The 24,822-nt window shown below is 64.2% G+C and carries 22 protein-coding genes and 1 tRNA gene; 20 read left to right on the forward strand and 3 right to left on the reverse strand.

Annotated features, from left to right (window positions below; translation table 11 throughout):
- Window positions 1-109: 109 nt before the first annotated feature.
- Complete coding sequence (locus FVD38_RS16330; protein ID WP_147935796.1) at window positions 110-640, forward strand: hypothetical protein; 531 nt, start codon at window positions 110-112, stop codon at window positions 638-640.
- Between the two features lie 8 nt (window positions 641-648).
- On the opposite strand, the gene FVD38_RS16335 is transcribed toward FVD38_RS16330, so the two are convergent.
- Both FVD38_RS16335 and FVD38_RS16340 read right to left on the reverse strand, forming a co-directional pair.
- Complete coding sequence (locus tag FVD38_RS16335; RefSeq protein WP_147935797.1) at window positions 649-1,590, reverse strand: NAD(P)/FAD-dependent oxidoreductase; 942 nt, start codon at window positions 1,588-1,590, stop codon at window positions 649-651.
- 84 nt (window positions 1,591-1,674) lie between these two features.
- The gene (locus FVD38_RS16340; RefSeq protein ID WP_147935798.1) at window positions 1,675-2,598 is read right to left on the reverse strand and encodes a cation diffusion facilitator family transporter; all 924 of its coding nucleotides are present in this window, start codon (window positions 2,596-2,598) and stop codon (window positions 1,675-1,677) included.
- A gap of 132 nt (window positions 2,599-2,730) precedes the next feature.
- Between FVD38_RS16340 and FVD38_RS16345 the strand changes: the two genes are divergently transcribed.
- The 11 genes from FVD38_RS16345 (at window position 2,731) to FVD38_RS16395 (ending at window position 13,561) form a co-directional block, all read left to right on the forward strand.
- Window positions 2,731-2,807: transfer RNA gene (locus tag FVD38_RS16345), tRNA-Val, on the forward strand.
- Window positions 2,808-3,014: 207 nt separating this feature from the next.
- Window positions 3,015-4,925 (forward strand): threonine--tRNA ligase, encoded by a 1,911-nt coding sequence (gene thrS / locus FVD38_RS16350; RefSeq protein WP_147935799.1) that lies wholly within the window; start codon window positions 3,015-3,017, stop codon window positions 4,923-4,925.
- The gene (infC, locus tag FVD38_RS16355; protein WP_267874131.1) at window positions 4,925-5,482 is read left to right on the forward strand and encodes a translation initiation factor IF-3; all 558 of its coding nucleotides are present in this window, start codon (window positions 4,925-4,927) and stop codon (window positions 5,480-5,482) included. Before thrS ends, infC begins: the two co-directional genes overlap by 1 nt.
- A gap of 293 nt (window positions 5,483-5,775) precedes the next feature.
- Complete coding sequence (gene rpmI / locus FVD38_RS16360; protein WP_057262756.1) at window positions 5,776-5,973, forward strand: 50S ribosomal protein L35; 198 nt, start codon at window positions 5,776-5,778, stop codon at window positions 5,971-5,973.
- A gap of 20 nt (window positions 5,974-5,993) precedes the next feature.
- Complete coding sequence (rplT, locus tag FVD38_RS16365; protein WP_137174286.1) at window positions 5,994-6,353, forward strand: 50S ribosomal protein L20; 360 nt, start codon at window positions 5,994-5,996, stop codon at window positions 6,351-6,353.
- Between the two features lie 123 nt (window positions 6,354-6,476).
- The gene (gene pheS, locus FVD38_RS16370) at window positions 6,477-7,490 is read left to right on the forward strand and encodes a phenylalanine--tRNA ligase subunit alpha (RefSeq protein ID WP_147935801.1); all 1,014 of its coding nucleotides are present in this window, start codon (window positions 6,477-6,479) and stop codon (window positions 7,488-7,490) included.
- A gap of 25 nt (window positions 7,491-7,515) precedes the next feature.
- Complete coding sequence (pheT, locus tag FVD38_RS16375; RefSeq protein ID WP_147935802.1) at window positions 7,516-9,942, forward strand: phenylalanine--tRNA ligase subunit beta; 2,427 nt, start codon at window positions 7,516-7,518, stop codon at window positions 9,940-9,942.
- Between the two features lie 174 nt (window positions 9,943-10,116).
- Window positions 10,117-10,485 carry an integration host factor subunit alpha gene (locus FVD38_RS16380; RefSeq protein ID WP_123070340.1) on the forward strand — a complete coding sequence of 123 codons (369 nt, stop codon included), beginning with the start codon at window positions 10,117-10,119 and terminating at the stop codon, window positions 10,483-10,485.
- A gap of 16 nt (window positions 10,486-10,501) precedes the next feature.
- The gene (locus FVD38_RS16385) at window positions 10,502-10,906 is read left to right on the forward strand and encodes a MerR family transcriptional regulator (protein WP_147935803.1); all 405 of its coding nucleotides are present in this window, start codon (window positions 10,502-10,504) and stop codon (window positions 10,904-10,906) included.
- Window positions 10,907-11,197: 291 nt separating this feature from the next.
- Window positions 11,198-11,830: a response regulator gene (locus tag FVD38_RS16390; RefSeq protein WP_005667428.1), complete on the forward strand. Its 633-nt coding sequence runs from the start codon at window positions 11,198-11,200 to the stop codon at window positions 11,828-11,830.
- A 192-nt stretch (window positions 11,831-12,022) separates the two neighbouring features.
- Complete coding sequence (locus tag FVD38_RS16395; RefSeq protein WP_147935804.1) at window positions 12,023-13,561, forward strand: CHASE3 domain-containing protein; 1,539 nt, start codon at window positions 12,023-12,025, stop codon at window positions 13,559-13,561.
- Here the strand turns inward: FVD38_RS16395 and FVD38_RS16400 are convergent.
- On the reverse strand, window positions 13,542-14,345 hold the full coding sequence (locus FVD38_RS16400; protein WP_147935805.1) for a Crp/Fnr family transcriptional regulator: 804 nt from the start codon (window positions 14,343-14,345) through the stop codon (window positions 13,542-13,544). The genes FVD38_RS16395 and FVD38_RS16400 overlap by 20 nt on opposite strands.
- Window positions 14,346-14,635: 290 nt before the next feature.
- On the opposite strand from FVD38_RS16400, the gene FVD38_RS16405 reads away from it, so the two are divergent.
- The 8 genes from FVD38_RS16405 to FVD38_RS16440 all read left to right on the forward strand — a co-directional run bounded on the left by FVD38_RS16405 (window position 14,636) and on the right by FVD38_RS16440 (window position 24,774).
- A complete protein-coding gene (locus FVD38_RS16405; RefSeq protein ID WP_147935806.1) occupies window positions 14,636-15,307 on the forward strand; it encodes a response regulator transcription factor in 672 nt (223 codons plus the stop codon).
- A 10-nt stretch (window positions 15,308-15,317) separates the two neighbouring features.
- Entirely contained in the window at window positions 15,318-16,634 is a 1,317-nt protein-coding gene (locus FVD38_RS16410; RefSeq protein ID WP_147935807.1) for a sensor histidine kinase, read from the forward strand.
- Window positions 16,635-16,769: 135 nt separating this feature from the next.
- Complete coding sequence (locus tag FVD38_RS16415) at window positions 16,770-17,204, forward strand: type IV pilin protein (protein WP_147935808.1); 435 nt, start codon at window positions 16,770-16,772, stop codon at window positions 17,202-17,204.
- Window positions 17,192-17,842, forward strand: coding sequence for a pilus assembly FimT family protein (locus tag FVD38_RS16420; RefSeq protein WP_187271619.1), 651 nt, complete (start codon window positions 17,192-17,194; stop codon window positions 17,840-17,842). The genes FVD38_RS16415 and FVD38_RS16420 overlap by 13 nt, the downstream gene beginning before the upstream one ends.
- Window positions 17,839-18,288 (forward strand): type IV pilus modification PilV family protein, encoded by a 450-nt coding sequence (locus tag FVD38_RS16425; RefSeq protein WP_147935810.1) that lies wholly within the window; start codon window positions 17,839-17,841, stop codon window positions 18,286-18,288. Before FVD38_RS16420 ends, FVD38_RS16425 begins: the two co-directional genes overlap by 4 nt.
- Window positions 18,285-19,487, forward strand: a complete 1,203-nt coding sequence (locus FVD38_RS16430; protein ID WP_147935811.1) for a PilW family protein — start codon at window positions 18,285-18,287, stop codon at window positions 19,485-19,487. Before FVD38_RS16425 ends, FVD38_RS16430 begins: the two co-directional genes overlap by 4 nt.
- Window positions 19,487-20,077, forward strand: a complete 591-nt coding sequence (locus FVD38_RS16435) for a pilus assembly PilX family protein (RefSeq protein ID WP_147935812.1) — start codon at window positions 19,487-19,489, stop codon at window positions 20,075-20,077. Before FVD38_RS16430 ends, FVD38_RS16435 begins: the two co-directional genes overlap by 1 nt.
- Window positions 20,078-20,106: 29 nt before the next feature.
- Window positions 20,107-24,774, forward strand: coding sequence for a pilus assembly protein (locus FVD38_RS16440; RefSeq protein ID WP_147935813.1), 4,668 nt, complete (start codon window positions 20,107-20,109; stop codon window positions 24,772-24,774).
- The last annotated feature ends 48 nt before the right edge of the window (window positions 24,775-24,822 follow it).

Raw genomic sequence — 24,822 nt, forward strand, 5'->3', positions numbered from 1 at the left:
TGCGTATGTAAACCTTGGTTAATCGATCGTTTGATCCGGTGGCGATGGTCGTAAGCTGGGTGGTATCCGATCAAGCCGACGGCACCTCACCCATACCATGGAGCAGATCATGACGACCCGCATCGATTCCCCCAGTCCCTACCGCGTGCAAGGCGCGATTACTTCCCTTGGCGAGTTGGCCAGAAAGCAGCCTGACCTGGCCTTCAAGATGCCCGACGAACTGGTCGCCGAGGTCAAGCTGCACGAGGAACAGATGGCCGCGCGCTATGAGGCAGCACGGCGCTACGCCGACGCGCATCCCGACAAGATCTATGCCCAGATTACGGTGGGCGGCAATATCGTGGCGACGATTTACGATTCCGGCGTCACCCATCGGGAGCGTGGCGCCTATGGGGCGCAACTGAGCGATGGCGGCGCCGGCCTGGCCCTTGCCGATGCCAGGATCGCCGATATCCTCAAGGCAGTGCCGGGAGAAGTGAAGTACAGCGATTTCACCGACCCGGGAGGGCGTTCGGCGCGCAGTGCGCCCGAGTCGGCCCTGCCCAAGGTGACGGCGCGTAGCCTGATGCAAATCATGCAGGACATGGACTGGCAACTGGCGCGGGCGCGCATGGGCGACGACGGCACGCCCGCGGCCTGATCGAGTGCTCAAGACGGGCTTGCGCGCAAGGCCCAGGGCAGCGTGTTGTGGATGGTCGTGGCCGCAATCGCCGCCTGGCCCGCCGCCACCGCGATCTGGTTCAGTCCGCGCGTAACGTCGCCGATGGCGAACAGTCCCGGCACCGAGGTGCGGCAGTGGTCGTCCACCAGCAGCTTGTCGCACTCGACCGTTTCGGCGCCCAGCGCATTCGCCAGGCCCGACCTCGCGCTTTCACCCAGCATCGGATAGAACACGTCGCATTCGTAATCCTCGCCATCGCGCGTGTGCAGCACCGGTCGCAAGTCGTCGGTGAGGGTCACGCCGGCCAGCGGCGAGGTGATGTGGCGCACGTTCGCCGCCCCCAGCTGGCGCTTTTCCTCGGCGTTGACGGCCGATTCCTCGGCCCGTTCGAACAACCACACGTCGCTGCTGAAGCTGCGCATGAACAGCGCGTGGCCCACCGGATTGACTTCGGACGTCGCCACCGCGATGCGCCTGTCGATCACGTCGAAGCCGTCGCACACGGGGCATAGCCGCACGGCGCCTGCCGCCACGGCTTCTTCCCAGCGCTCGACCGGCATGCCGGCGTCGGCCACCCCGGTTGCCAGCAGCACCGTATGCGCGCGCAAGGTCGTCAAATCGCCCTCGGGACTGCAGCAGTCGGCCACGAACAAGCCATCCTCGATGCGCAGATCGACGACTTCGCCGGGAATCACGTGCCCGCCATAATTGCCGAGCTGGCAGCGCAGCTGGTCCAGCAGCAGCTTGCCGTTGATTCCATCCGGAAAGCCGGGGTAATTGTGCGAGACGGGAATCCACCCCAGGCGGCTATTGCCCTTGTCGACCAGGGCCACGTTGCGGGTGAAGCGGTGCAGGTAGATGGCGGCGGTCAGGCCGCCGGGGCCGCCGCCGACGATCAGCGTGTCGAATACATTTGGTTTGAGTTCCATGCCGTCGATTATCCCGAACGGCAAACGGCCGGGCTATCGGCGCGCGCCTGCACGCCGGGTCGGCATCGGCTTACACGGAGCGGCCTACAGCGACTTGCCTCCGGCCGCCTCCGGCTGCAGGGTCACGTGATCGATGCCGTGGCGCTCGCGCAGCATGGCGCGCACCGCTTCCAGCACCGGCGGCCATTCTTCCAGGCTGCGGATCTCGATGTGGCCGATCAGGGCCGGGTGGCCCGGCGACATATCCCACACGTGCATATCGTGCACGGCCAGCACGCCGTCGACGGCCGCCATGTCGGCGCCGACCTGCACGTAGTCGATCGCATGCGGCACGCCTTCCATCAGGAAGTGGTACGACTCCCGCAAGATGCCGCTGGTCGAGCGCAGGATCAAGAGGGCAACGAAGATCGACAGGATCGGGTCGGCCTGCAACCATCCGGTGATATAGATGATGGCGCCGGAGGCGATCGCCGCCAGCGAGCCCAGCAGGTCGCCCATGACATTGACCAGGGCGGCGCGGGTATTGATGCTGTCGTTGTTACGGGAAAGAATCCAGGCCACCAGCAGGTTGATCGAGGCGCCCAGGGCCGCGACCACCAGCACGATGCCGCCTTGCACGTGCTCGGGATGAAGCAGGCGCTGCACGGCCTCGTAGCCGATCCAGGCCACCAGGCCCAGCATCGCCAGGCAGTTGACGAAGGCGGCCAGCGCCTCGGCGCGCACGAATCCGAAGGAGTGGCGGGCCGACGGCGGGCGCTTGGCGATCAGTTGGGCCAGCAGGGCCAGGCCGAGGGCGGCGGCGTCGGTCACCATATGGCCGGCGTCCGAGATCAGGGCCAGTGAATTGGAGATGAAGCCGGTGATGACTTCGACCACGGCGAACAGCAGGGTCAGGCCGAGCGCGACCGCCAGCGCCTTCTGGCTGCGCGCCTCGATCGAGTGCGAATGGCTGGCGTCGCCGTCCAGGTGGGCGTGCAGGTGGGAAGGGTCGAGCTGTTTCAAGTTCATCGCAAGAAGTAAATATGGGCCTGGTGTCGAAGTGTAAAGCATCCTGCGCCGCAGGGCGTGGGCGGACTCCGCGGCAACTATTTCCGTGCGAGGGTTGCGGTTCCGCGACGCGGTCCCTATAATGGCGGCATCGGGCGGTTAGTTCAGCTGGTTAGAATACTTGGTCGACATCCAAGGGGTCGCAGATTCGAATTCTGCACCGCCCACCAGTACACATGTAAGAGCGAGAAAGGCATCAACGGTTATGACACCGCGAACTACAACCTGGTTGTGGGGGAATCGCTAGACGCGATGGGGTGTGCTTTTGCTCGACACAACAGAGAAACGCGGCTAGTGCCGCGTTTTTTTTCGTCTTTTACGTTTTCGTTATCTTTTTGTTTATTTTTCACCGGCGCCTACGCCAATTGGAGAGCAGCATGCTGAACGTCCGACTTCCCGATGGCTCGAGCCGTCAATTCGACGGCCCCGTGACGGTGGCCCAGGTAGCGCAGAGTATCGCCCCGAGCCTGGCCAAGGCGGCCCTGGCCGGCAAGGTCAATGGCAAGGTGGTCGACACCTCGCACCTGATCGACGCCGACGCCGACCTGGCGATCGTGACCGACCGCGATCCGGAAGGCCTGGACGTGATCCGTCACTCGACCGCCCACTTGCTGGCCTATGCGGTCAAGGAATTGTTCCCGGAAGCCCAGGTCACCATCGGTCCGGTCATCGAGAACGGCTTTTACTACGACTTCTCGTACAAGCGCCCGTTCACCCCGGACGACCTGGCCGCCATTGAAAAGAAAATGGTCGAGCTGGCCAAGAAGGACGAGCCGGTCACCCGCAAGGTGCTGCCGCGCGACGAAGCCGTGACCTACTTCAAGTCGATCGGCGAACACTACAAGGCCGAGATCATCGCCTCGATTCCGGCCAATGAAGACGTGTCGCTGTACAGCGAAGGCGGCTTCACCGACCTGTGCCGCGGCCCGCACGTGCCGTCGACCGGCAAGATCAAGGTCTTCAAGCTGATGAAGCTGGCCGGCGCCTACTGGCGTGGCGACTCGAAGAACGAGATGCTGCAGCGCGTGTACGGCACCGCCTGGACCAAGAAGGAAGACCAGGAGCAATACCTGCACATGCTGGAAGAAGCGGAAAAGCGCGACCACCGCAAGCTCGGCAAGGCGTTGGATCTGTTCCACTTCCAGGAAGAGGCGCCGGGCCTGGTGTTCTGGCATCCGAAGGGCTGGACTGTCTGGCAACAGGTGGAGCAGTATATGCGCCACAAGTATCAGGTCAGCGGCTATAGCGAAGTCAAGGCCCCGCAGATCCTCGATCGCACCTTGTGGGAAAAGACCGGTCACTGGGAAAACTACCGTGACAATATGTTCACCACTGAGTCGGAAAACCGCTCGTACGCGCTCAAGCCGATGAACTGCCCGGGTCACGTGCAGATCTATAACTCCGGCATGCGCTCCTACCGCGACCTGCCGCTGCGCTTCGGCGAATTCGGCCAGTGCCACCGCAACGAGCCATCCGGCGCGCTGCACGGCCTGATGCGCGTGCGCGGCTTCACCCAGGATGATGGTCACATCTTCTGTACCGAAGACCAGGTTGAGCGCGAAGTCACCGAATTCCACGCCCAGGCGATGGGTGTCTACGACGACTTTGGCTTCACCAATATCGACGTCAAGCTGGCGCTGCGTCCGGATAGCCGCATCGGCTCGGACGAGGTCTGGGACCAGGCCGAAGAATCGCTGCGTTCGGCGCTGCGCGCCTGCGGCGTGGAGTGGACCGAGTTGCCGGGCGAGGGCGCCTTCTATGGTCCGAAGATCGAATATCACCTGAAGGACAGCCTGGGTCGTCCATGGCAGGTTGGCACCGTGCAGGTGGACTTCTCGATGCCGGGTCGCCTCGGTTCCGAGTATGTCGCAGAAGACAATACCCGCAAGGTTCCCGTGATGCTGCACCGCGCGATCGTGGGATCGATGGAGCGCTTCATCGGCATCCTGATCGAAAACTACGCCGGCGCGCTGCCGCTCTGGCTTGCTCCAGTGCAAGTCGCAGTCCTGAATATTTCGGATGCACAGGCCGATTACGTCAAGCAGGTCGAGGCAAAGCTGCGCGCGGCAGGCCTGCGCGTGCACGCTGATTTGCGAAACGAGAAGATCACCTATAAAATACGTGAACATTCCGTCCAAAAACTGCCGTATATCCTCGTTGTTGGGGATAAGGAAAAGGACGCGAACACAGTGGCTGTGCGAGCCCGCGGTAATGTCGATCTGGGTGTGATGCCCATCGACACGCTCGTGGAGCGTCTGGTTGGCGAAGTTGCCGCCAAGACGAAATAATCCCGGCCAATACCAATACATTCAAAGGAAATGACATAGCTACTGACAAGCAGAATCGCATTAATGGCGAAATCACCCATCCGGAAATGCGTTTGAACGGTGTGGACAACGAGCCGCTGGGCATCGTGACCCTGGCCGAAGCGTTCCGTCTGGCCGAAGAAAAGAACGTCGACCTGGTTGAGATCGCGCCAAATGCGGTCCCTCCGGTTTGCCGCCTGATGGACTACGGCAAGTTCAAGTATTCGGAACAGAAGAAGGCCCACGAAGCCAAGCTCAAGCAGAAGATCATCCAGGTCAAGGAAATCAAGTTCCGTCCGGGTACCGATGAAGGCGACTACAGCATCAAGCTGCGCAACCTCATCAAATTCCTGGAAGAAGGCGACAAGACCAAGATCACTTTGCGTTTCCGCGGTCGCGAGATGGCACACCAGGACATCGGCCTGCGCGTGCTTGAGCGCCTGCGCACCGATCTGGAAGCGGTTGGCACGATCGAGCAGTTCCCGAAACTCGAAGGCCGCCAGATGGTCATGGTGGTTGCACCGAAGAAGAAGAAGTAATTCTTCGAGCGAAGCAGATACACGGCCGGGTCCGTGGTTGGGGTGAAAGCCCTTGCCGTGGCCCGGCTTTCACACGTCCGTGCCCCGCGGGCGGTGTGCGGATCGCCGGATGAGTTGCCGGCGACCATCCTATTCCCCAAAACCTGTGCTACAATCTGCGATTCCTGTTTTTAGAAACGGGTTGTAGCAGACTCGCTTCTGCTGCAAGACAAGTGAAAGTAGGCATCCAAGAGCAGCGTTGCTGCCACCTGCAATCCTGTCCCATATGAGGCTGTCCGCGAGGACAGATGACTATGCCAAAAATGAAAACCAAGAGCTCCGCGAAGAAACGTTTTCGCGTGCGTCCGGGCGGTACCGTCAAGTCGGGCATGGCGTTCAAGCGCCACATCCTGACCAAGAAGACCACCAAGAACAAGCGCCAACTGCGCGGCACCCGTAACATCAATGCGTCGGACGTGACTAGCGTTCTGCGTATGATGCCGTCTGCTTAATCTCACACTAAGGAGCTAACATGCCTAGAGTTAAACGTGGGGTTACTGCACGTGCCCGTCATAAGAAAGTCCTTGATCTTGCCAAAGGCTACCGTGGTCGCCGCAGCAAGGTATACCGTGTTGCCAAGCAAGCAGTCATGCGCGCTGGCCAGTATGCCTACCGCGATCGCCGCAACAAGAAGCGCGTCTTCCGCGCACTGTGGATCACCCGTATCAACGCGGCTTCGCGTTCGCACGGCATGACCTACAGCGCCTTCATGAACGGCCTGAAAAAGTCCGCGATTGAACTGGACCGTAAAGTCCTGGCCGACATGGCTGTGCATGACAAGCCGGCATTCGCCGCGATCGTCAGCGCCGTCAAGGCCAAGCTGGCTGCTTAATTCAGTCTGCTAGCAAGAAGCGCCATAGCGATATGGCGCACTAGAAGCGGGGCAAGGTTCACACCTGTGCCCCGTTTTTGATTCTGGCGTCTCCCGCCAACGAAAAACAGGAAAAGAACAAGCATGAACTTGGAAGAACTCGTCGTCGCGGCAAGGAACGACTTCGCTGCCGCCGCGGACGCCGCCGCGCTCGAAAATGCGAAAGCCAAGTACCTGGGCAAGACCGGCCAGGTGACCGACCTCATGAAGGGCCTCGGCAAGCTCGACCCTGAACAGCGCAAGGCGCAGGGCGCCCTGATCAATGCCGCCAAAGAAAAAATCGAACAGGCCTTGACCGCGCGCCGCGAGGCGCTCGCCGACGCGCAGCTGATGCTGCGCCTGTCCGCCGAGAGCATCGACGTGACCCTGCCGGGCCGTGGCCGCTCGAAGGGCGGCATCCACCCGGTGATGCGCACCTGGGAACGCGTGGAGCAGATCTTCCGCTCGATCGGCTTCGACGTCGCCGACGGTCCCGAGATCGAGACCGACTGGACCAACTTCACCGCACTGAATAGCCCCGAAAATCACCCGGCGCGTTCGATGCAGGACACGTTCTATATCGAGGGCAATGACAGCACCGGCAAGCCGCTGCTGCTGCGCACCCACACCAGCCCGATGCAGGTGCGCTATGCGCGCACCCACACGCCGCCGATCAAGGTGATCGCGCCGGGCCGCACCTACCGCGTCGACAGCGACGCCACCCACTCGCCGATGTTCCACCAGGTCGAAGGCCTGTGGATCGGCGAGGACATCAGTTTTGCCGACCTCAAGGGCGTGTACCTGAACTTCGTCAAGGCGTTCTTCGAGACCGACGACCTGCAAGTGCGCTTCCGTCCGTCCTACTTCCCGTTCACCGAACCGTCGGCCGAGATCGACATCGCCTTCGGTTCCGGTCCGCTCAAGGGCCGCTGGCTGGAAGTGTCGGGCGCCGGCCAGGTGCACCCGACCGTAGTGCGCAACTTCGGACTGGATCCGGAAAAGTTCATCGGCTTCGCGTTCGGCTCCGGCCTCGAGCGCCTGACGATGCTGCGTTATGGAATCAATGACCTGCGCCTGTTCTATGAAGGCGATCTGCGTTTCCTGAAGCAGTTCAATTAATTTGCGAAGCTGAGGTAAAAAGAATATGCAATTCTCGGAAAACTGGCTCCGTTCCATCGTCGATCCGAAGATGAGTTCGGATGAGCTGTCCCATCTGCTGACCATGTCCGGCCTCGAAGTGGAAGAGGTCGAAGCCGTCGCGCCGCCGTTCTCGAACGTGGTCGTGGCGCACGTCGTCGAAGTGGCGAAGCACCCGAACGCCGACCGCCTGAACGTGTGCCAGGTCGATGCCGGCACCGGCACCCTGCTGAACATCGTGTGTGGCGCGCCGAACGTGCGCGCCGGCATGAAGGCGATTTGCGCCAAGGCCGGCGCGCTGCTGCCGCCGGGCGCCGACGGCAAGCCGTTCGAGATCAAGGTCGGCAAGCTGCGCGGCGTCGAGTCGCAAGGCATGATGTGTTCAAGCAAAGAGCTGGGCATCTCGGAAGAGAGCAATGGCCTGATGGAACTGCCGGAAGACGCGCCGGTCGGCCAGAACATCCGCGACTATCTGGGCCTGAACGACCTGAAATTCACCATCAAGCTGACCCCGAACAAGGCCGACTGCCTGTCGGTGCTGGGCGTGGCGCGCGAAGTGTCGGCCCTGACCGGTTCGCCCCTGAACCTGGCGCCAACGCGCGCCGTGCCGGTGAGCAGCGACGAAATCCTGCCGGTCAAGGTGTCGGCGCCTGACCTGTGCGGCCGTTTCGCCGGCCGCGTGATCCGCGGCCTGAACGCGCGCGCGGCCACCCCGGAATGGATGAAGCGCCGCCTGGAACGCAGCGGCCAGCGCTCGGTGTCGGCCCTGGTCGACATCTCCAACTATGTGATGCTGGAAGTCGGCCGTCCGTCGCACGTGTTTGACCTAGCCAAGATCCACGGTTCGCTCGACGTTCGCTGGGGCAAGAAGGGCGAATCGCTCAAGCTGCTGAACGGCAATACCGTCGAGCTCGATGACTGGGTCGGCGTGATCGCCGACGATAAGGAGATCGAATCGCTGGCCGGCATCATGGGCGGCGATTCCACCGCCGTCTCGCTGGACACGACCGACATCTACCTGGAGGCGGCCTTCTGGTGGCCGAACGCGATCCAGGGCCGCGCCCGCCGTTATAACTTCTCGACCGACGCGGCGCACCGCTTCGAGCGCGGCGTCGACTACGCGACCATTCCCGACCATATCGAGCGCATCACCGCGCTGATCGTCGAGATCTGCGGCACCGGCGAGACCAAAGTCGGCCCGGTCGACGACCAGGTCGTCAATCTGCCGCAGCGCCAGCCGGTGATACTCCGCACCGCGCGCGCGCAAAAAGTCATCGGCGTGCCGCTGAGCGACGAGCTGATCGCCGACATCTTCACCCGCCTGGGACTGGAATTCACGCGCGGCGAGGGCACCTTCCTGGTGACGGCGCCGTCGTACCGCTTCGACATCGAGATCGAGGAAGACCTGATCGAAGAAGTTGCGCGCGTCTACGGCTTCGAGAACATTCCGGCCAATCCGCCGGTGGCCCCGAGCGCCATGCTGATCGAACCGGAAAACACCCGTTCGCTGTTCGCGATCCGCCACCAGCTGGCCGACCTGGGTTACCAGGAAGTGGTCAATATGAGCTTCGTCGAAAGCGCCTGGGAGGCCGATTTCGCCGGCAACCTCGAGCCGATCCGCCTGCAGAACCCGATCGCCAGCCAGCTCTCCGTGATGCGCTCGAGCCTGATCGGCAGCCTGGTCGCCAATGTGCGCTACAACATCAACCGCAAGGCGGGCCGCGTGCGCGCCTTCGAAGTCGGCGCCGTGTTCATGCGCAATAGCAACGTCCAGGATGGCCCGCTGGCGGTGGCCGGCTACGAGCAGCCCAAGCGCGTGGCCGCGATCGCCTACGGTCCTGCCGCCGACGAGCAATGGGGCCTGGCGACCCGCGCCGTCGATTTCTTCGACGTAAAAGCCGACCTGGAAGCGCTGTTCGCACCGCGCCAGCTGCGTTTCACCAAGGCAGAGCACCCGGCGCTGCACCCGGGCCGCTGCGCCACGGTCGAGCTGGACGGCAAGCAGATCGGCCTGGTCGGCGAGCTGCATCCGCGCTGGCTGCAGAAATACGATCTGCCGCAGGCGCCGGTGCTGTTCGAAGTCGATGCCGCTGCCCTGTGCGAGCGCGTGGTCCCGAGCTACACCGAGATTTCGAAGTTCCCGGGCGCCACGCGCGACCTGGCGCTGGTGGTGAAGCAGGACGTTCCGGCCCAGTTGGTGATCGATGCCTTCAACGCCGAGATCGCCGCCAATCCTGCAGGCAAGATCGTGCAAGCCGTTGTTTTGTTTGATGAATATCGCGGCAAGGGCTTGGGGACGGATGAAAAAAGCCTTGCTTTCCGCTTTAGCTTGCAAGATACTCAATCGACGCTGCAGGACGAAGCGGTCGACGCCATCATGGCGGCCGTCGCCGAATCCGCATCGACGAAACTGAGCGCGCGGCTGCGCGCTTGAGTAGCGAACCAAGTCGCGACATCCGACAGCAAGACCATTCCATGACGGGCAAGCCCAGGCTTGTCCCGTCATCCGAAACATCGTTTGACTCGAAGGCAGGGCTTCAAAATTAACAACAACGACGTTGATTCCGCCGTCTTCCAAGAGGCGCTGGCCGCCGATCTGGACCGTGCCATGCAGGTGGCGCGGGTACGCAAGGAAGCTGAACAGTCATTGCCGACCTTGACCAAGGCCGAGCTGGCCGAGCTGCTGTTCGAGCAGGTCGGCCTGAACAAGCGCGAAGCCAAGGACATGGTTGAAACTTTTTTTGACGAGATCCGCAATGCGCTCGAGCGCGGCGAGGCAGTCAAGCTGTCCGGCTTCGGCAATTTCCAGTTGCGCGACAAACCGCAGCGGCCCGGCCGCAATCCGAAAACGGGGGAAGAAATCCCCATCACGGCGCGCCGCGTCGTGACATTCCACGCCAGCCAGAAACTCAAGGGAATGGTCGAAGAGACCACGCCAGCTAGTCCAACCGGGGGTTCCCTGGCGCGTGCAGCCTGAGGACGCCCGATAAACGATGAATGACCGACCGAACAAGATCGAACCGAACGTGCTGCCGCCGATTCCGGCCAAGCGTTATTTCACGATTGGGGAAGTCAGTGACTTGTGCGGAGTCAAACCCCACGTCTTGCGCTACTGGGAACAGGAATTTACTCAGCTTAAGCCGGTCAAACGTCGTGGAAACCGCCGTTACTATCAGCACCACGAAGTCCTGCTGATCCGGCGCATCCGTGCGCTGCTGTACGAGCAGGGCTTCACCATCAGCGGCGCCCGTAACCGCCTCGACGGTCGCGCCAGTGCGGCTGCCGAGTTCGACGGGCTGGACCTGCCCGATAGCCCGCCAGCGATCGACGCCGACAAACTGCGCGCCGATTTGCTGGACATTCTCGATTTGCTCAAGAACGGGTCGCGGCCGGCGTAAAGCCTGCGCAGGCTCTTGCAATCTGTCGACGCCGGTCGCCAAGCTGGTCGGTCGTGAGCAAATCGTACCTCTCAGAAACTCGCGTTGCCATGCCGGCGGGTCGTCTACGGTTCAGTTGCCGGGATTATGCCGGTCGCGCGCTGCGTCTGAATACTCAAGCATTCGTGCACCTGTTGAACGCGGCCCTCTGAGTGTTAAAATGTCACCCGCGCATATGCTGAATCTAACGCATGTAAACCGGGCGGTTCAGACCCGGCACTTTCCTGCGCAAGGAAAATTTAAGGGAAGACAATGATACGCGTTGCCATTTGTGACGATCACCAGATAGTTAGAGCAGGGTTCAAGCAGATTTTCTCGTCGTCGGGCGACTTTGAAGTCGTCGCCGAAGGCGCCACCGGCCGCGAGGCCCTCGATATCGCACGCCGCGAGATCTGCGACGTGCTGCTGCTGGACATCGCGATGCCCGACCAGAGCGGCATCGACATCCTGCGCACCATCCGCCAGGGCCAGCCCAATCTGCCGGTGCTGATCCTGTCCGGCTACCCGGCGCAGCAGTATGCGCTTAACCTGTTCAAGATGGGCGCCAACGGCTACCTGAACAAGGAGTGCGAGGCCGACGAACTCAAGACCGCCGTGCGCACCGTCTACCAGGGGCGCCGCTATGTGTCCTCGACGGTCGGCGAACTGCTGGCCCAGAGTTTCGACCGCGATCCCAACACGGCGCTGCACACCGAGCTGTCCGATCGTGAGTTCCAGGTCTTCCTGCGCCTGGCGAAGGGCGCGACCGTGTCCGACATCGGCAACGCGCTGTCGCTGTCGATCAAGACCGTGTCTACCTACCGTACCCGCATCATGGAAAAAATGGGCCTGCAGTCGAATTCCGACCTGACCTATTACGCCATGAAGAACAATCTGCTCGATTAATCTTCGGCTGATTTTTTAGCCAGATTCATCTGACAACGCGCCCACCCGGGCGCGTTTTTGCTTTCGGGTTGAGCGTTCGGCATCTTCAATCGCAAATGCAACAAATAGGTACGGCCGAGAATTTCGCAGTGCAACATTCCGTCCATACGCCTATAATGAAGGGCCACATTCCTTGCGCGAAAGGAAGCCTGGATGTACTTCACTACCGCTGCGGACGAGAGATCCATTCGCAGTCTCCCCCTTCACAAGACGCTGCTGTGCCTGATGTGCGTGGTGCTGCTGGTCGTCAATGGCGTATTCCTGGCGCGTAACCTCGACGATTTGCGGGCGGCCAATGCGCTGCAGGCGCAGACCGCCCAGGTGTCGGACGAGCTGCAATACCTGAACCTGATCGTCACCGATGCCGAAAGCAGCCTGCGCGGCTATTTTTTGTCGGACGACGAGGTGTACCTCGGCCCGTTGCGCAGCGCTTCCCAGCAAATCGACAAGCAGATGCACTCGCTGGGTGATCTGCTGCGCGACAATCCCTCCCAGGCAAAGAACCTGCAGCAGTTGCGCATGCTGGTCGACAAGAAATTCGGCCTGCTTCGGCAGTCGCTCGAGGTCTACCGCGAAGGTGGGTTGAACGATATCGTGGCGATCGCCGCTTCTCCCGACGACCGGGCCCAGATGGACGAGATCCGCCTGCAGGTCGTGATCATGACGCGCGAGCAGAACGAATTGCTCACCACCCGCACTGCCGCGTTCTACCAGCAATACCGGCACGCCGTGGTATTTGGTGTCGGCATCAATGCCGCCGCCATCTTCGTGCTGCTGCTGTTCTACAAGATGATCAAGCGCGCCTTCCGCCTGCGCCTGTTGGCCGAGCGCGCCTTGCAACACACGAACGACGGCCTGGAAGAAATCGTTGCCGAGCGCACCGGTCAGTTGTCGGTGCTGTCGCGTCACCTGATCAAGGTGTCTGAAGAAGAAAAATCGCGCCTGGCGCGCGAACTGCACGATGAAATGGGCGCCAACCTGACGGCGATCGGCATGGACCTGTCCACGGTTGCCGAGCATCTGCGCGCCAGCCATCCGGAACTGGCGTCGAAGCTGGGACGCGCCAAGCGCAGCCTGGTCGACACCGTGCAGCTGAAGCGCCGCATCATCGAAAATTTACGGCCGAGCCTGCTCGACAATATGGGGCTGTCGGCTGCGCTGCAAAGCTACTGCGCCGATTACGCGCGCATCACGTCGCTCGACTGCGATGCGCTGATCGACGCCGAGGTCGATACTGCCGGGCCGATGCAGGCGATCGCGCTGTTCCGTATCACGCAAGAGGCCCTGAACAATACCGCCAAGTACGCCCAGGCGCGCAACGTGATCGTCAACCTGACCCAGGAGCCCGATGGCTGGGGCCTCGAGATCACCGACGACGGCATCGGCATTCCGCCTGACGCCATGGCAAGGACGAAATCGCATGGCCTGCTCGGCATGCGCGAACGCGCCTTGCTGCTGGGCGGCACCCTGGTGGTCGAGCCTGGTGTGAATGGGGTGGGAACTTGCGTGCGCGCCATGATTCCGGCGGCTGCCCCGGGGGGCAATGAAGAGGCGGGTACGGCTGGGGTGGTGAATGCCGCTGCGGTTGCCTTATCTTACGTTCAGGCCGAAGCGGTCTTGCTGGATCCGCCGGCCCCGGACGGGGCGCAGGCGAATCCGGTATCACCTCATCTCAACGCGCCACATCCATGAGCAGGCGGTCGTATTCCGATTTGGCGACCTTGTAGCATTCGCCTGCATATTCTTCCAGGCCGGCGCGGTCCAGCACGGTGATATTGCCGCGGCGGTACTGGATCAGGCCTTCGTCCTGCAGCTTGCCGGCGGCGGCGGTGATGCTTTCGCGGCGCACGCCCAGCATGATCGAGATCAGTTCTTGCGTTACTTTCAGCTCGTTGCTGGCCGAGCGGTCCAAGCGGTCGAGCAGCCAGCGGCACAGCTTCTGTTCGATCGAGCTGTGGCGGCCGCCGACAGCGTTCTGGGCCATCTGGGCGAACAGCGCATTGGTGTAGCGCATCAGCAGCTGGGGCAGGGCGCCGCCGCGGTTGAAGGCGTCGCGCAGGTATTGGGTCTTGAGGCGGTAGCCGTAGCCGGCGCTTTGCACGACTGCGCTGCAGGTAGCGCGCTCGCCCATGAACAGCGATACGCCGACTGCGCCTTCATGACCGACCACGGCGATTTCGGTGGTGGCGCCGTCTTCCATCACGTACAGCAGCGACACGATTGCGGTCGTTGGAAAATACACGTATTCCAGTTTGCTGCCATACTCGAAAAACTCTTTACCGAAAGGCATCGGGACCAGTTCGAGGTGGTCGAACATGTCTTCCAGGTCGGTGCGGGGCAGGGCGGCCAGCAATTCGTTTTGCTGGGTGCCGCTATAGCTGACGATCGGTTTGGACGTGGACTTGAGTGCCTCACTCGTGGCAGGAGCCTGGTTCTTCGATTTTTGGGTGAGACCACCAAACTGAGTGTTGTTCATCTTATGTCCTCTTATGTCTATCATGCTTCGGGGGCGATTCAGGAGGCTTGTCTTTCTTACCTCATCGCGATGGGTGTACTTTAAGGCTACCGTCTGTTGCCGCACATAAGACGAGTATCCGCCCCCATGTAGGTTCCAAGCATGATGTCGTGTCAGCCCAGTCCTACTAGGGAAGACTGTGCGTTGGCGCACCTTCCGCCGCAAAGTTTCGTTAAAGAACGTCGAAATGCCGCATAATTCGCTGGCGCCTACCTCACGAGCGCATCACGACACGGGGCGAATTAAAAGATATGGGTCTGCGGGTATTGCTGGTGGAAGACGATGCGGTGCTGGCCGACGGCCTGCTGCGCGCCTTGCAGGCGCAGGACATGACGGTCACGCAGGTGGCTGACGGCCTGGCCGCCGACCGCGCGCTGCAGGAATCCGGGACCGAGGTCGCGGTGCTCGACATCGGTCTGCCCGGCATCGACGGCTTCGAGGTGGTGCGCCGCCTGCGCGCGCGCGGCGCGGCCACGCCGGTGCTGCTGCTGACGGCGCGCGACGCGGTCGAGGACCGGGTGCGCGGCCTCGAAACCGGCGCCGACGACTACCTCGTGAAACCCTTCGCCACCGCCGAACTCGTGGCCCGCATCCGCGCACTGGCGCGGCGCCACGCGCCGCCTTCCACCAGCATTGCCCTGGCCGGCCTGAGCCTGGACCGCGCCACCCGCCGCGCCCGCGTCGCCGGCAATCCCATCGACCTGTCGGTACGCGAATGGGGCGTGCTCGAATACCTGCTGCAGCATGCCGGGCGGGTCGTATCCAAGCAGCAGATCATCGACGCCATCCTGCCCTGGGGCGAGGACGTGACCCAGAACGCGGTCGAGGTCTATGTGTCGCGCCTGCGCCTCAAACTGGACGGCTCGGGCGTGGCGATCCGCACCATCCGCGGCTTCGGCTACCTGCTGGAGGCGGCCGAATGATCCTCGTGGCATGAGCAGCATCCGGCTGCGCCTGCTCAAGTGGCTGCTGGGCCCGATCCTGCTGGTCAACCTGGTGCTGGCCGCGCTGGTCGCCGGCCTGGCCTGGACCCCAGCCCAGGTCGCCTTCGACGGCGGCTTGCAGGACACCGCCAACGGGCTGGCCGCAAGGCTCGCGGCGGGCGCCGCGCCGCAACTGCCGCCCGCCGCGCCGAATGCCGACCGCAGCTGGTTCGTGGTGCGCGACGGGCACGGCCGCCACCTGGCCGGCGCCGCTGCTTTTCCCGCCCTGCGGCCTGGCGCCGCGCCATACGACGCCGAGGTCGACGGCGAGCCGGTGCGGGTGGTCGCATTGGCGGTGCGGACGTCCGACGGCGAACGTCATCTGGGCGTGGCGCGCACCCTGCGCCAGCGGCTCGAGGTGCGCTCGGCCATCGTGCGTTCGCTGGTGGTGCTGGTCTCGCTCGTGACCCTTACTCTGGCCGGCGTGGTCTGGCTGTCGGTCAGCAATGGCCTGCGCCCGCTGGCGCGCATCCGCGCCGAACTGGCCGCGCGCGGCCCAGGCGACCTGGCGCCGATTCCCCAGGCCAGCGTGCCCTACGAGATCGCGCCGGTGGTCGCCGGCTTCAATGAATTGCTGGACAAGGTCGAAGCCGGTGCGCGCGCCCAGCGCGACTTTTTGGCCGACATGGCGCACCAGCTGCGCACGCCGCTGGCCGGCATGCAGCTGCAGCTCGAGTGGCTGCGCGCGCGCCATGCGCGCGACCCCGATACCGTGCGTTCGCTGGGCATGATGGAACTGGCCAACGAGCGCATGATTCGCCAGGTCAACCAGCTGCTGGCGCTGGCGCGTGCCAGGGAAGGGCGGCCCGACGGCCAGCATGCGCCGCTCGACCTGGCGCAGCTGGTGCAGGAGACGATCCAGTTCTTCGTCGGCCAGGCTGGGGCCAAGGACATCGACCTCGGCTTCGAGCTGGCCCCGGCGCCCGTCGAAGGCGACGCCTTCCAGCTGCGCGACCTGGTCGATAACCTGGTCGACAATGCCTTGCGTTACACGCCGGCCGGAGGGCGGGCGACCGTCAGCTGCGCTCGCGACGGCGACGCCGTGCTGTTCAGGGTCGAGGATTCCGGCCCCGGCATTCCGCCCGCCCGCCGCGCTGCCGTGTTCGAACGCTACGTGCGCCTGGACGACAAGACCACCGGCAGCGGACTGGGGCTGGCCATCGTGCGCGATATCGCGCGCGCGCACGGCGCCACCGTCGTACTGGATGAGGCCGAGGGCGGCGGCACCCGCGTCACGGTGCGTTTTGCTGCGAGAGTGGCAACTTAAGAGGCTGCACACCGTCGTATTTGCGTCGCTGTCAGGACTTTGTCAGCATTCCCTCAGGGAAATGACAGGTTCCTGGGCTATCATTCTCCGTGGCAACATTATTGGCGGAGTCCGTCCGTCTTCCAGGAGAATCCCATGCAGCGCCAGTCCGGCTTCACCCACGTCGAAATCATGATCGCCATCGTCATCATCGGCATCCTGACCGCGGTCGCGCTGCCTTCCTACAGCAGTTACGTGATGCGGGCGCGCCTGGCCGAGGCGCACAGCACGCTGGCGTCGACCCAGCCGAAGCTCGAACAGTTCTGGGCCAATACCCGCAGCTATGAGGACTTCGACGGCGAGGAGCAGGATCCCAAGCTCATGCCGGACGACACCGACAACTTTGTCTACACGCTGGAAAACGCCAGCGCCACCGGCTACCAACTGGTCGCCACCGGCCGGGCCGCGGCCGCCGACTTCAAGTACACGCTGAACCAGGCCGGCGCCCGTGCCACCACCGGGGCGCCGGCAGATTGGACCAGGAGCGATAGCTGCTGGGTCGATCGCAAGGACGGCTCGTGCACCCAGTGACGCTGCGTCCCGCCCGGCGCCAGTCGGGCTTCACGGCGCTCGAAGCCGTGATCGCGGTGTCCATCCTGGGCATCCTGATGGCAGTCGGCGTCCCGCGCATGTCCGGCTGGCTGGCCGCGACCAAGGCCGCCGGCGCCGGCCAGTTCTATGTCGAGGGTTTCACGCTGGCGCGCACCCAGGCCCTGGCCCACAACAGCCACAGCCGGCTGGTCTTCATCGACAACCCTGGCGGACAACCGGACTGGCGGGTCGATATCTGCTTTCGCGCCACCGGCAATGCCTGCGACGACACCAGCAACGACTGGTCGACGGCGACCGCCGCGGCCGCCGATGCGCCGGGCGAGTCGGCGGCATTCCGCTCGATCCGCCGCAGCGCGGCCAGCTTGCCGCCATCGAGCCTGCTGGCCGTGACGCTGGGGCCCGACGACGATGCCGACGCGGTCTATTTCACGCCGCTGGGCTGGGTCGACGGCGCGATCACGCCGCGCGTGACCGCAATCGGCCTGGCGCCGGCCGAGGGCAAGGAAAACGAATTCAGGCCATCGGCCGTCATGCTGACGCTGGCCGGGGTCGCGACCACCTGCAATCCGTCGCTCGGCGACGACGACGACGGCGATTCGCGCAGGTGCCCCGAATGAGCGCGCGTCTGCAACGCTTCCACGGTATTGCGCGGCGCGCGCAGCGCGGCATCGCCATGATCGAGTCGTTGATCGCGATCCTCATCCTGGGCATCGCCCTGGTCGGCACGCTCGGCCTGCAGGCGCGCTCGATGGCGGCCCTGTCCGACGCCGGCCTGCGCGCCGAGGCGACCATCGCCGCCAACCAGCTGCTGGGCATCATGAATACCGATATCGCCAATGCCGGCGCCTATGCGGTGGCCAAGACCGCAACCCCGGGCGAGCGCCTTGCGCCCTGGTACGCCGGTGTGCGCGAGCGGATTCCCGGCGCCACCATCGAGATCGCCGTGACGCCGACCGCCGGCACGACGCGCACCGAAGTCGACATCGTCATCGGCTGGCAGCGCACCACCGACAGCCAGGTCAACCAACACCAGGTCATCTCCTACCTGTCGCCGGCGACATGAACCTCCAATTGACCCGCCGCGCGCGCGGCTTCTCGCTCGTCGAACTGATGGTCAGCGTGGTCATCGGCCTGCTGGCGATCCTGTTCGCAACCCGCATCATGACCGACGGCGAGCGCAACAAGGATGCGGCGATGGGCGGCTCGGACTCGATGCAGAACGGGATGCTGGCCATGTTCCAGATCAGCGCCGATGCCGAGCAGGCCGGTTTCGGCCTGAACGATCCCTTGATTACCGGCTGTAATACCGTGTTCAGCGACAGCCAGGGTTATGCGTTGGCGCCGGCCCAGCGCGATGGCGTGACCGTGCGTCCGCTGGCGGCGGCCGTGATCGAGCCGGGCGGCGAGGGCCCGGACAAGCTGACCCTGTATGCCGGCAGCGCGACCGGCGGCGCCACGACCCTGCGCGTGACCCAGAACTACGTCGGTGGCAACACCATCACCGTCGACCGCCGCCCCTGGGGCTATTTCGCCCGGGGCGACGTGATCGTGGTGGCGCCCGAGCAGATCGGCGAGGATTGCGCCATGGCCCAGATCTCGGTCGAGCCGTCGACCCAGCCGCCGAATCCCATGCAGCTGCAGTTCGGCTCGGTCGAGCAGCGCTTCAACCGGGGCCAGCTCGACGTCCTCTACGACGGCAATACCACCCGCGTATTCAATCTGGGGCCGGGCGCACGCCTGGCCTTCCATACCTGGTCGGTCGACAAGGGCTACCTGCGCCTGCGCGCTACCGACATGGCCGGCGCCGCCGGCGAAACCGGCCAGGCGGTGGCCGACAATATCGTCATGCTCAAGGCGCAGTATGGCTTCGATACGCGCGAGGCCACCGACTTCAAGCCGGGCCTGGGCACGACGGTCGGCGAGTGGTCGTCCGAGATGATCGATGCCGACGGCGATGGCGTGGAGGGCGGCGCGGGCGACTATGGCCGCATCGTGGCGCTGCGCATCGCCGTGGTGGCGCGGGCAAAGAATCCCGAGCGGCCGGTCGCCGACGCGGACGGCGAAGCCGTGTGCAGGGCCACCGTCGAAGTGGAGAACCAGGAACCGGTGTACCTGTTCAACCGCGCGCAGCCGGCGGGCGTCGAGGTCGCGCGAGTAAAAGTCGACCTGGCGGTCGAGGGCGACCCGGTCGACTGGCAGTGCTATCGCTACCGCGTGTTCGAGACCATCGTCCCGTTGCGCAATGCCGGGTGGAGGAACTGATGCCGATCCCGCACAGCTCACACAGGCAGCGCGGCATCGCGTTGCCGGTCATGCTGATCATGATGCTGGTGATGCTGGTGACCGGCATCTACCTGCTCAAGTCGACCAATTCGACCACGCTCACGGCCGCCAACCTGGCCTATGACGCTTCGCTCAGCCGCGCCGCCGACCTGGGCCTGCACGAGGGCTTCGAGTGGCTCAAGGAAAAGTCCGTCGCCGACAAGATCGCCCTCGACGGCAATCTGCCGGACGAGGGCTATTCCGCCATCCGGCAGCCCGGGCTGAACAGCCGCGACGACGGATTCTGGGATAGCGCCATGACGGTCGAGGGGCCCGGCGAGACCAGCGTCGAATACGTCATCCACCGCATGTGCCGCAACACAGGCCCTTATGATGGCGACAACGACTGCGTCCAGACCGCTGCCAATACGGCGATCCTCGGCACCCCGGTGGCAATCGGCGAAAGCCTTGCCTCGGACGCGCCGAACTACGCCGGCAGCCCGCAGCTGCATTACGTGATCACCGCCCGCATCCAGGGTGCGCGCGGCGGCACCGTGGTCAACCAGATGGTGGTCCTGATCGGCGTCTGACGACGCCGCAATACTCTGATGGAATGCGCATGAAACGCCTCATTGCCCTGTTTGCCCTGCTGTTCGCGCTCCCGGCCTGGGCCGGGCCGACCGCCATCGCCCAACTGCCGCTGATGAACATCAGCGGCAGCGGCACCGTCCAGCCGAACCTGATGCTGCTGTACGATAACTCGGGCTCGATGAACTTCAATTACACGCCCGACTACGTCAACCTGCGCTCCACCTGCCGGCTCGGCAACACGATGGCCGACAACACGACCGCCTGCGTGGCCGGCCATCCGCCTTACGCCAGCGCCGACTTCAACCGCCAGTACTACGATCCGAAAGTGCGCTACATGCCGCCAATGAAGTCCGACGGCACGTATTACGGCGAACTGAACGCGGGTGCGACCAACGACTGGAAGTCGGTGCCCAACGACGTGTTCGGGGTGAACCGCACCGACCTGCTGGGCAACCGCAACGACACCTCCACCACCAACCTGGTGACAGGCTTCCCCGACCTGAACTGGTGCGTCGGCCGCAACAACAGCTGCGACTACAACCGCACCGGCTACACCTATCCGACCAATTCGCGCGACTACGCCCAGTATTTCACCGCGAATCCGTACTACTACACGATCAACGTGGCCGAGTATTGCCTCGACGCCACCATGACCGATTGCCGCGCGGCGAGCGCCAGCGGCGGACCGCCCACCGACCGCTACACGGTGCCTGCGCGGGTGCGCTTCTGCAACGCGACCGACCTGAAATATTGCCAGGCCAAGTACGTCGGCGACTATATCTATCCTCGCTTCTCGGGCAACAGCCAGGCCTCCGCATGGTACGGCACCATCACCATCGGCAGCTCGGCCGGCACCCAGGCGCGCACGATCGAGAGCGTCAGCGCGGTCGGCGTCGCGGGCACCGACATCATCACCGCGCGCGCGGTCAGTGCCGAAAACGGCACCAATACCGCCGACAAGCAGGTCGATCTGGCGCGGGCGCTGGCCCGCTCGATCGTCGACAAGACCGGCCTGGCCAACCAGTTCACGGCCTGCCTTATGTCGCCCGGCACCAGCGGCGTTCCCTCGTGCGGTTCGCTCGGCATCTCGCTGGCCGGGAACAACGTGGTGGGCGTGCTGCCGATCGTGTGCCCCGAAGGCGTGGTCGGTAAATCGATCGGCGACTGCACCCTGGTCACCGACAACAGCCGCGCCGGCACCAACCTGATGGTGGCCAGCGGCACCGGCGCCACCGCGCTGCTGCGCGTCGGCGGCACCACCAATGGCAGCAGCAACCAGGTGATCAGCAACTTCTCGCTCAACGGGGTGTCGCTGTTCGCGCGTTCGCTGAGCCTGGAGCGCGGCAAGAGCGCGACCTGGGTCGCGGACCGCATCCGCAACTACATCAATGAGTCGGTGGCCGGCAAGGGCACCATCCGCGCCTATGTCGGCGGCGACGCCAATTCAACGCCGATCTGCCGCGCCGAGCCGGCGACGACCTTGTGCGTCGTCGATTCCTCCGGCAACGCCGACGGCAAGAGCGTCAGCTACGACGGCCCGACCAACAACACCGTGCTGTTCTGGTCCTACCTGAGCCTGGCCAGGGTGGCGGCGGCATCGGATTCGATGGCCATCACTACCACCGGCCTGGGCAGCTCGGTATTCGTGCGCACCGACATCGTGCCCACGCGTTCGATCTATCCGCGCTACCCGAACCGCAGCGACTGCACCGGCACCTTCTGCACCTACGCCCAGGAGATGACCAACTTTGCCAACTGGTACGGCTACTACAAGACCCGCAACCAGATGATGAAGACCGCGGTGGGCCAGGCCTTCGGCCCGATCAACGACAAGTACAACGTGGGCCTGGTGGCGCTGTCGGTGGCCGCCGAGGAAGGCACGATGAACCCGCCGAAAGCCTTCGCCGGCCGGGACCGCACCAAGTGGTATGCGGACCTGTACGGCATGAACACGTCCGGCGCCACGCCGGTGCGCCTGGCCCTGCATGCGATCGGCAAGATGTACGCCAACCAGGCGCCCTACGAGGAGGAGGGCGACGACCGGGTCGTGAAGTTCGCCTGCCAGCAGAACTTCACCTTCATCACCACCGACGGCTACTGGAACGGCGGCGCGCCAAGCGGCATCGCCAGCAACGACAACAGGGACGACCCGTCCCGCTTCTGCCTGCAGTCGAAGGGCTGCGTCGACCCGCGTCCCCAGACGGTGCCGTCGCTGGCCGACATCGCCCTGTACTGGTACAACGGCGGCTGGGACGGCACCGGCAAGAAGCCCGACATCGCCTCGCTGCGTCTCGACCTGGAAGGCGCGGTGGGTGCGGTGCCGGCCGCCGGCGGCGAGAACAACCGCCTGCACATGCGGACCTATGCCCTGGGACTGGGCGTGGACGGCATCATGACCTACGAGCCGAACTACGACGTGGCCCCGCTGCCGGGCGGCGACCTGTACAAGATCATCAGCCAGGAGAAGAAGGACTGCCCCTGGAACGGTGGCAATGCCTGGGTCTGGCCCAATCCGGAAACCGGCATCGACAGCGGTTCGGCCGCCTACCAGTCGCGGGTGGACGACCTGTGGCACGCCGCGATCAATGGTCACGGCAAGTATTTCTCGGCCTCCGATCCGCTGCAGGTGGTCGAGGGCCTGCGTTCGGCGCTGGCCAATATCGAGGTCAAGACCGGCGCCGCCGCGGCCGCCGCGACCTCGACCCCGAACATCTCGCAGAACGACAACGACATCTTCTCGGCCACCTTCACCACCGTGCGCTGGTTCGGCCGCCTGGCCAAGCGCAGCGTCGACGTCGCGACCGGCGAGGTAAGCACGACTGAATCGTGGAATACCTCCGACACGCTCGGCGCCAAGGTCGACGCCAGCAGCGACGAGCGCAGGATCTATATGCGCAAACCCAACGGCGCGCGCGCCAACTTCCTGTACGCCGAGATGGACCTTGAGAAGGCCTGGTTCGACAACAAGTGCAACGCGCTGAGCCAATGCGCCAGCATGTCGGCTGCCAACCGCCAGATCGTCAACAACGGCGCCAACATCGTCAACTGGCTGCGCGGCCAGCAGCAGCATGCCGACGACACCGTGCTGCGTTCGTATTCGCGCACCACGGCGAGCGAAAGCAGCGGCAACAGTTCTCTGCCGATCGTGCTGGGCGATATCGCCTCGTCCAAGCCGGCCTACCTGCGCGAGCCGCGCCGCAACTTCGACCGCGACGGCTACAGCGCCTACAAGATCGCCAACGCCCGGCGCGCGGCGACGGTGTTCGCCGCCGCCAACGACGGCATGCTGCACGCCTTCAACGCCAGCAGCGGCGAAGAAACCTGGGCCTATGCCCCGCGCATCACGATGCAGAAGCTCTACCAGCTGGCCAGCACCACGTATGGCACCAACCACATCTTCTCGGTCGACGGCTCGCCCGAGGTGGCCGACGTCAAGATCGGCGACACCTGGAAGACGGTGCTGGTGGCCGGCCTGAATGCGGGCGGTCGCGGCTACTATGCGCTCGACGTCACCAATCCCGACGATCCCCAGCCGCTGTGGGAACTGTGCGCCGACAGCGCCGTGTGCAGCGGCATCCACCATGAGCCGCAGATCGGCTACTCGTTCGGCAATCCGCAGTTCGGCACCATCAAGGACGAAGCGAACGGCGAGGAGAAATGGGTGGTGTTCCTGACCTCCGGCTACAACAACATCCCGGGCACGGACGGCGTGGCCGGCGGCGACGGCAAGGGCTACCTGTTCGTGGTCGACATCGCCACCGGCCGCATCCTGCGCAAGATCAGCACCGACGTCGGCAGCGTCGGCACGCCGTCGGGCCTGGCCAAGATCACCGCGATCACGGAAGATCCGAACAACGATCCGCTGGTGACCTACGTCTATGGCGGCGACAACACCGGCAAGATGTGGCGCTTCGACTTCACAGTGCCCGGCACGACCACACGCCTGCTGATGGGCGACGCCGGCGTCGACAAGCCGTTCACCACCCGTCCCGAAGTGACCGCCTGCCGGGTCGAGCGGCCGCTGCTGGACGAGGATGGCGACGAAGACGAGAGCGGCAAGACCGTGGCCGGGGCCCAGCGCGTGGTGGTGTTCGGCAGCGGACGCCTGCTGGACCTGATTGACGTCGAGAACACCAAGCGCCAGAGCGCCTACGCCCTCAAGGACAGCGGCGCGACGATCGGCGCCAGCGGCTGGCCCGGCACGTCCATGGTCAAGCGGCAGCTGGCCCGGATCGAGGACGAGGATGCTGAAGAAGACCAGGAGGACGAGGACGCGGTCAAGAAGGCAGTGCCATACAGCATTTCGGGCAATGACGTCGATCTTGCGCGCCAGGACGGCTGGTACGTGGACTTCGACCAGAACACGGGCGAGCGGGTCAACCTCGATCCGAAAGTGGTGGCGGGCACCGTCAACGTGGTGACCAACCTGCCGAGTTCCTCGACCGAGTGCTCGGTGGGCGGCACCAGCATCATGTACCAGCTCAACGTCTGCACCGGCCGCGCCGCTTCGCCCGACGGCGTCGCCGGCTATCCGCTGGCGGCGTCGGCGGCGGTCGGCTTCATCGTGGTGCGCCTGCCGTCGGGCGCCCTGAAGACGATCACCACCACCGCCGACGGCAGCATGGTGACCGGCCGCTTCCCGCCGTCCGAGACCACCGAGGCGCACCGCGCCGGCTGGCGCCGCGTGCGCGATTAAAGCACTGGGAGGCGCCGCCGCCGTGGCGGCGCCATTCAATTCACACGG

The organism is Massilia arenae (assembly GCF_008014745.1).
In the GTDB taxonomy this organism is placed as follows: domain Bacteria; phylum Pseudomonadota; class Gammaproteobacteria; order Burkholderiales; family Burkholderiaceae_D; genus Telluria; species Telluria arenae.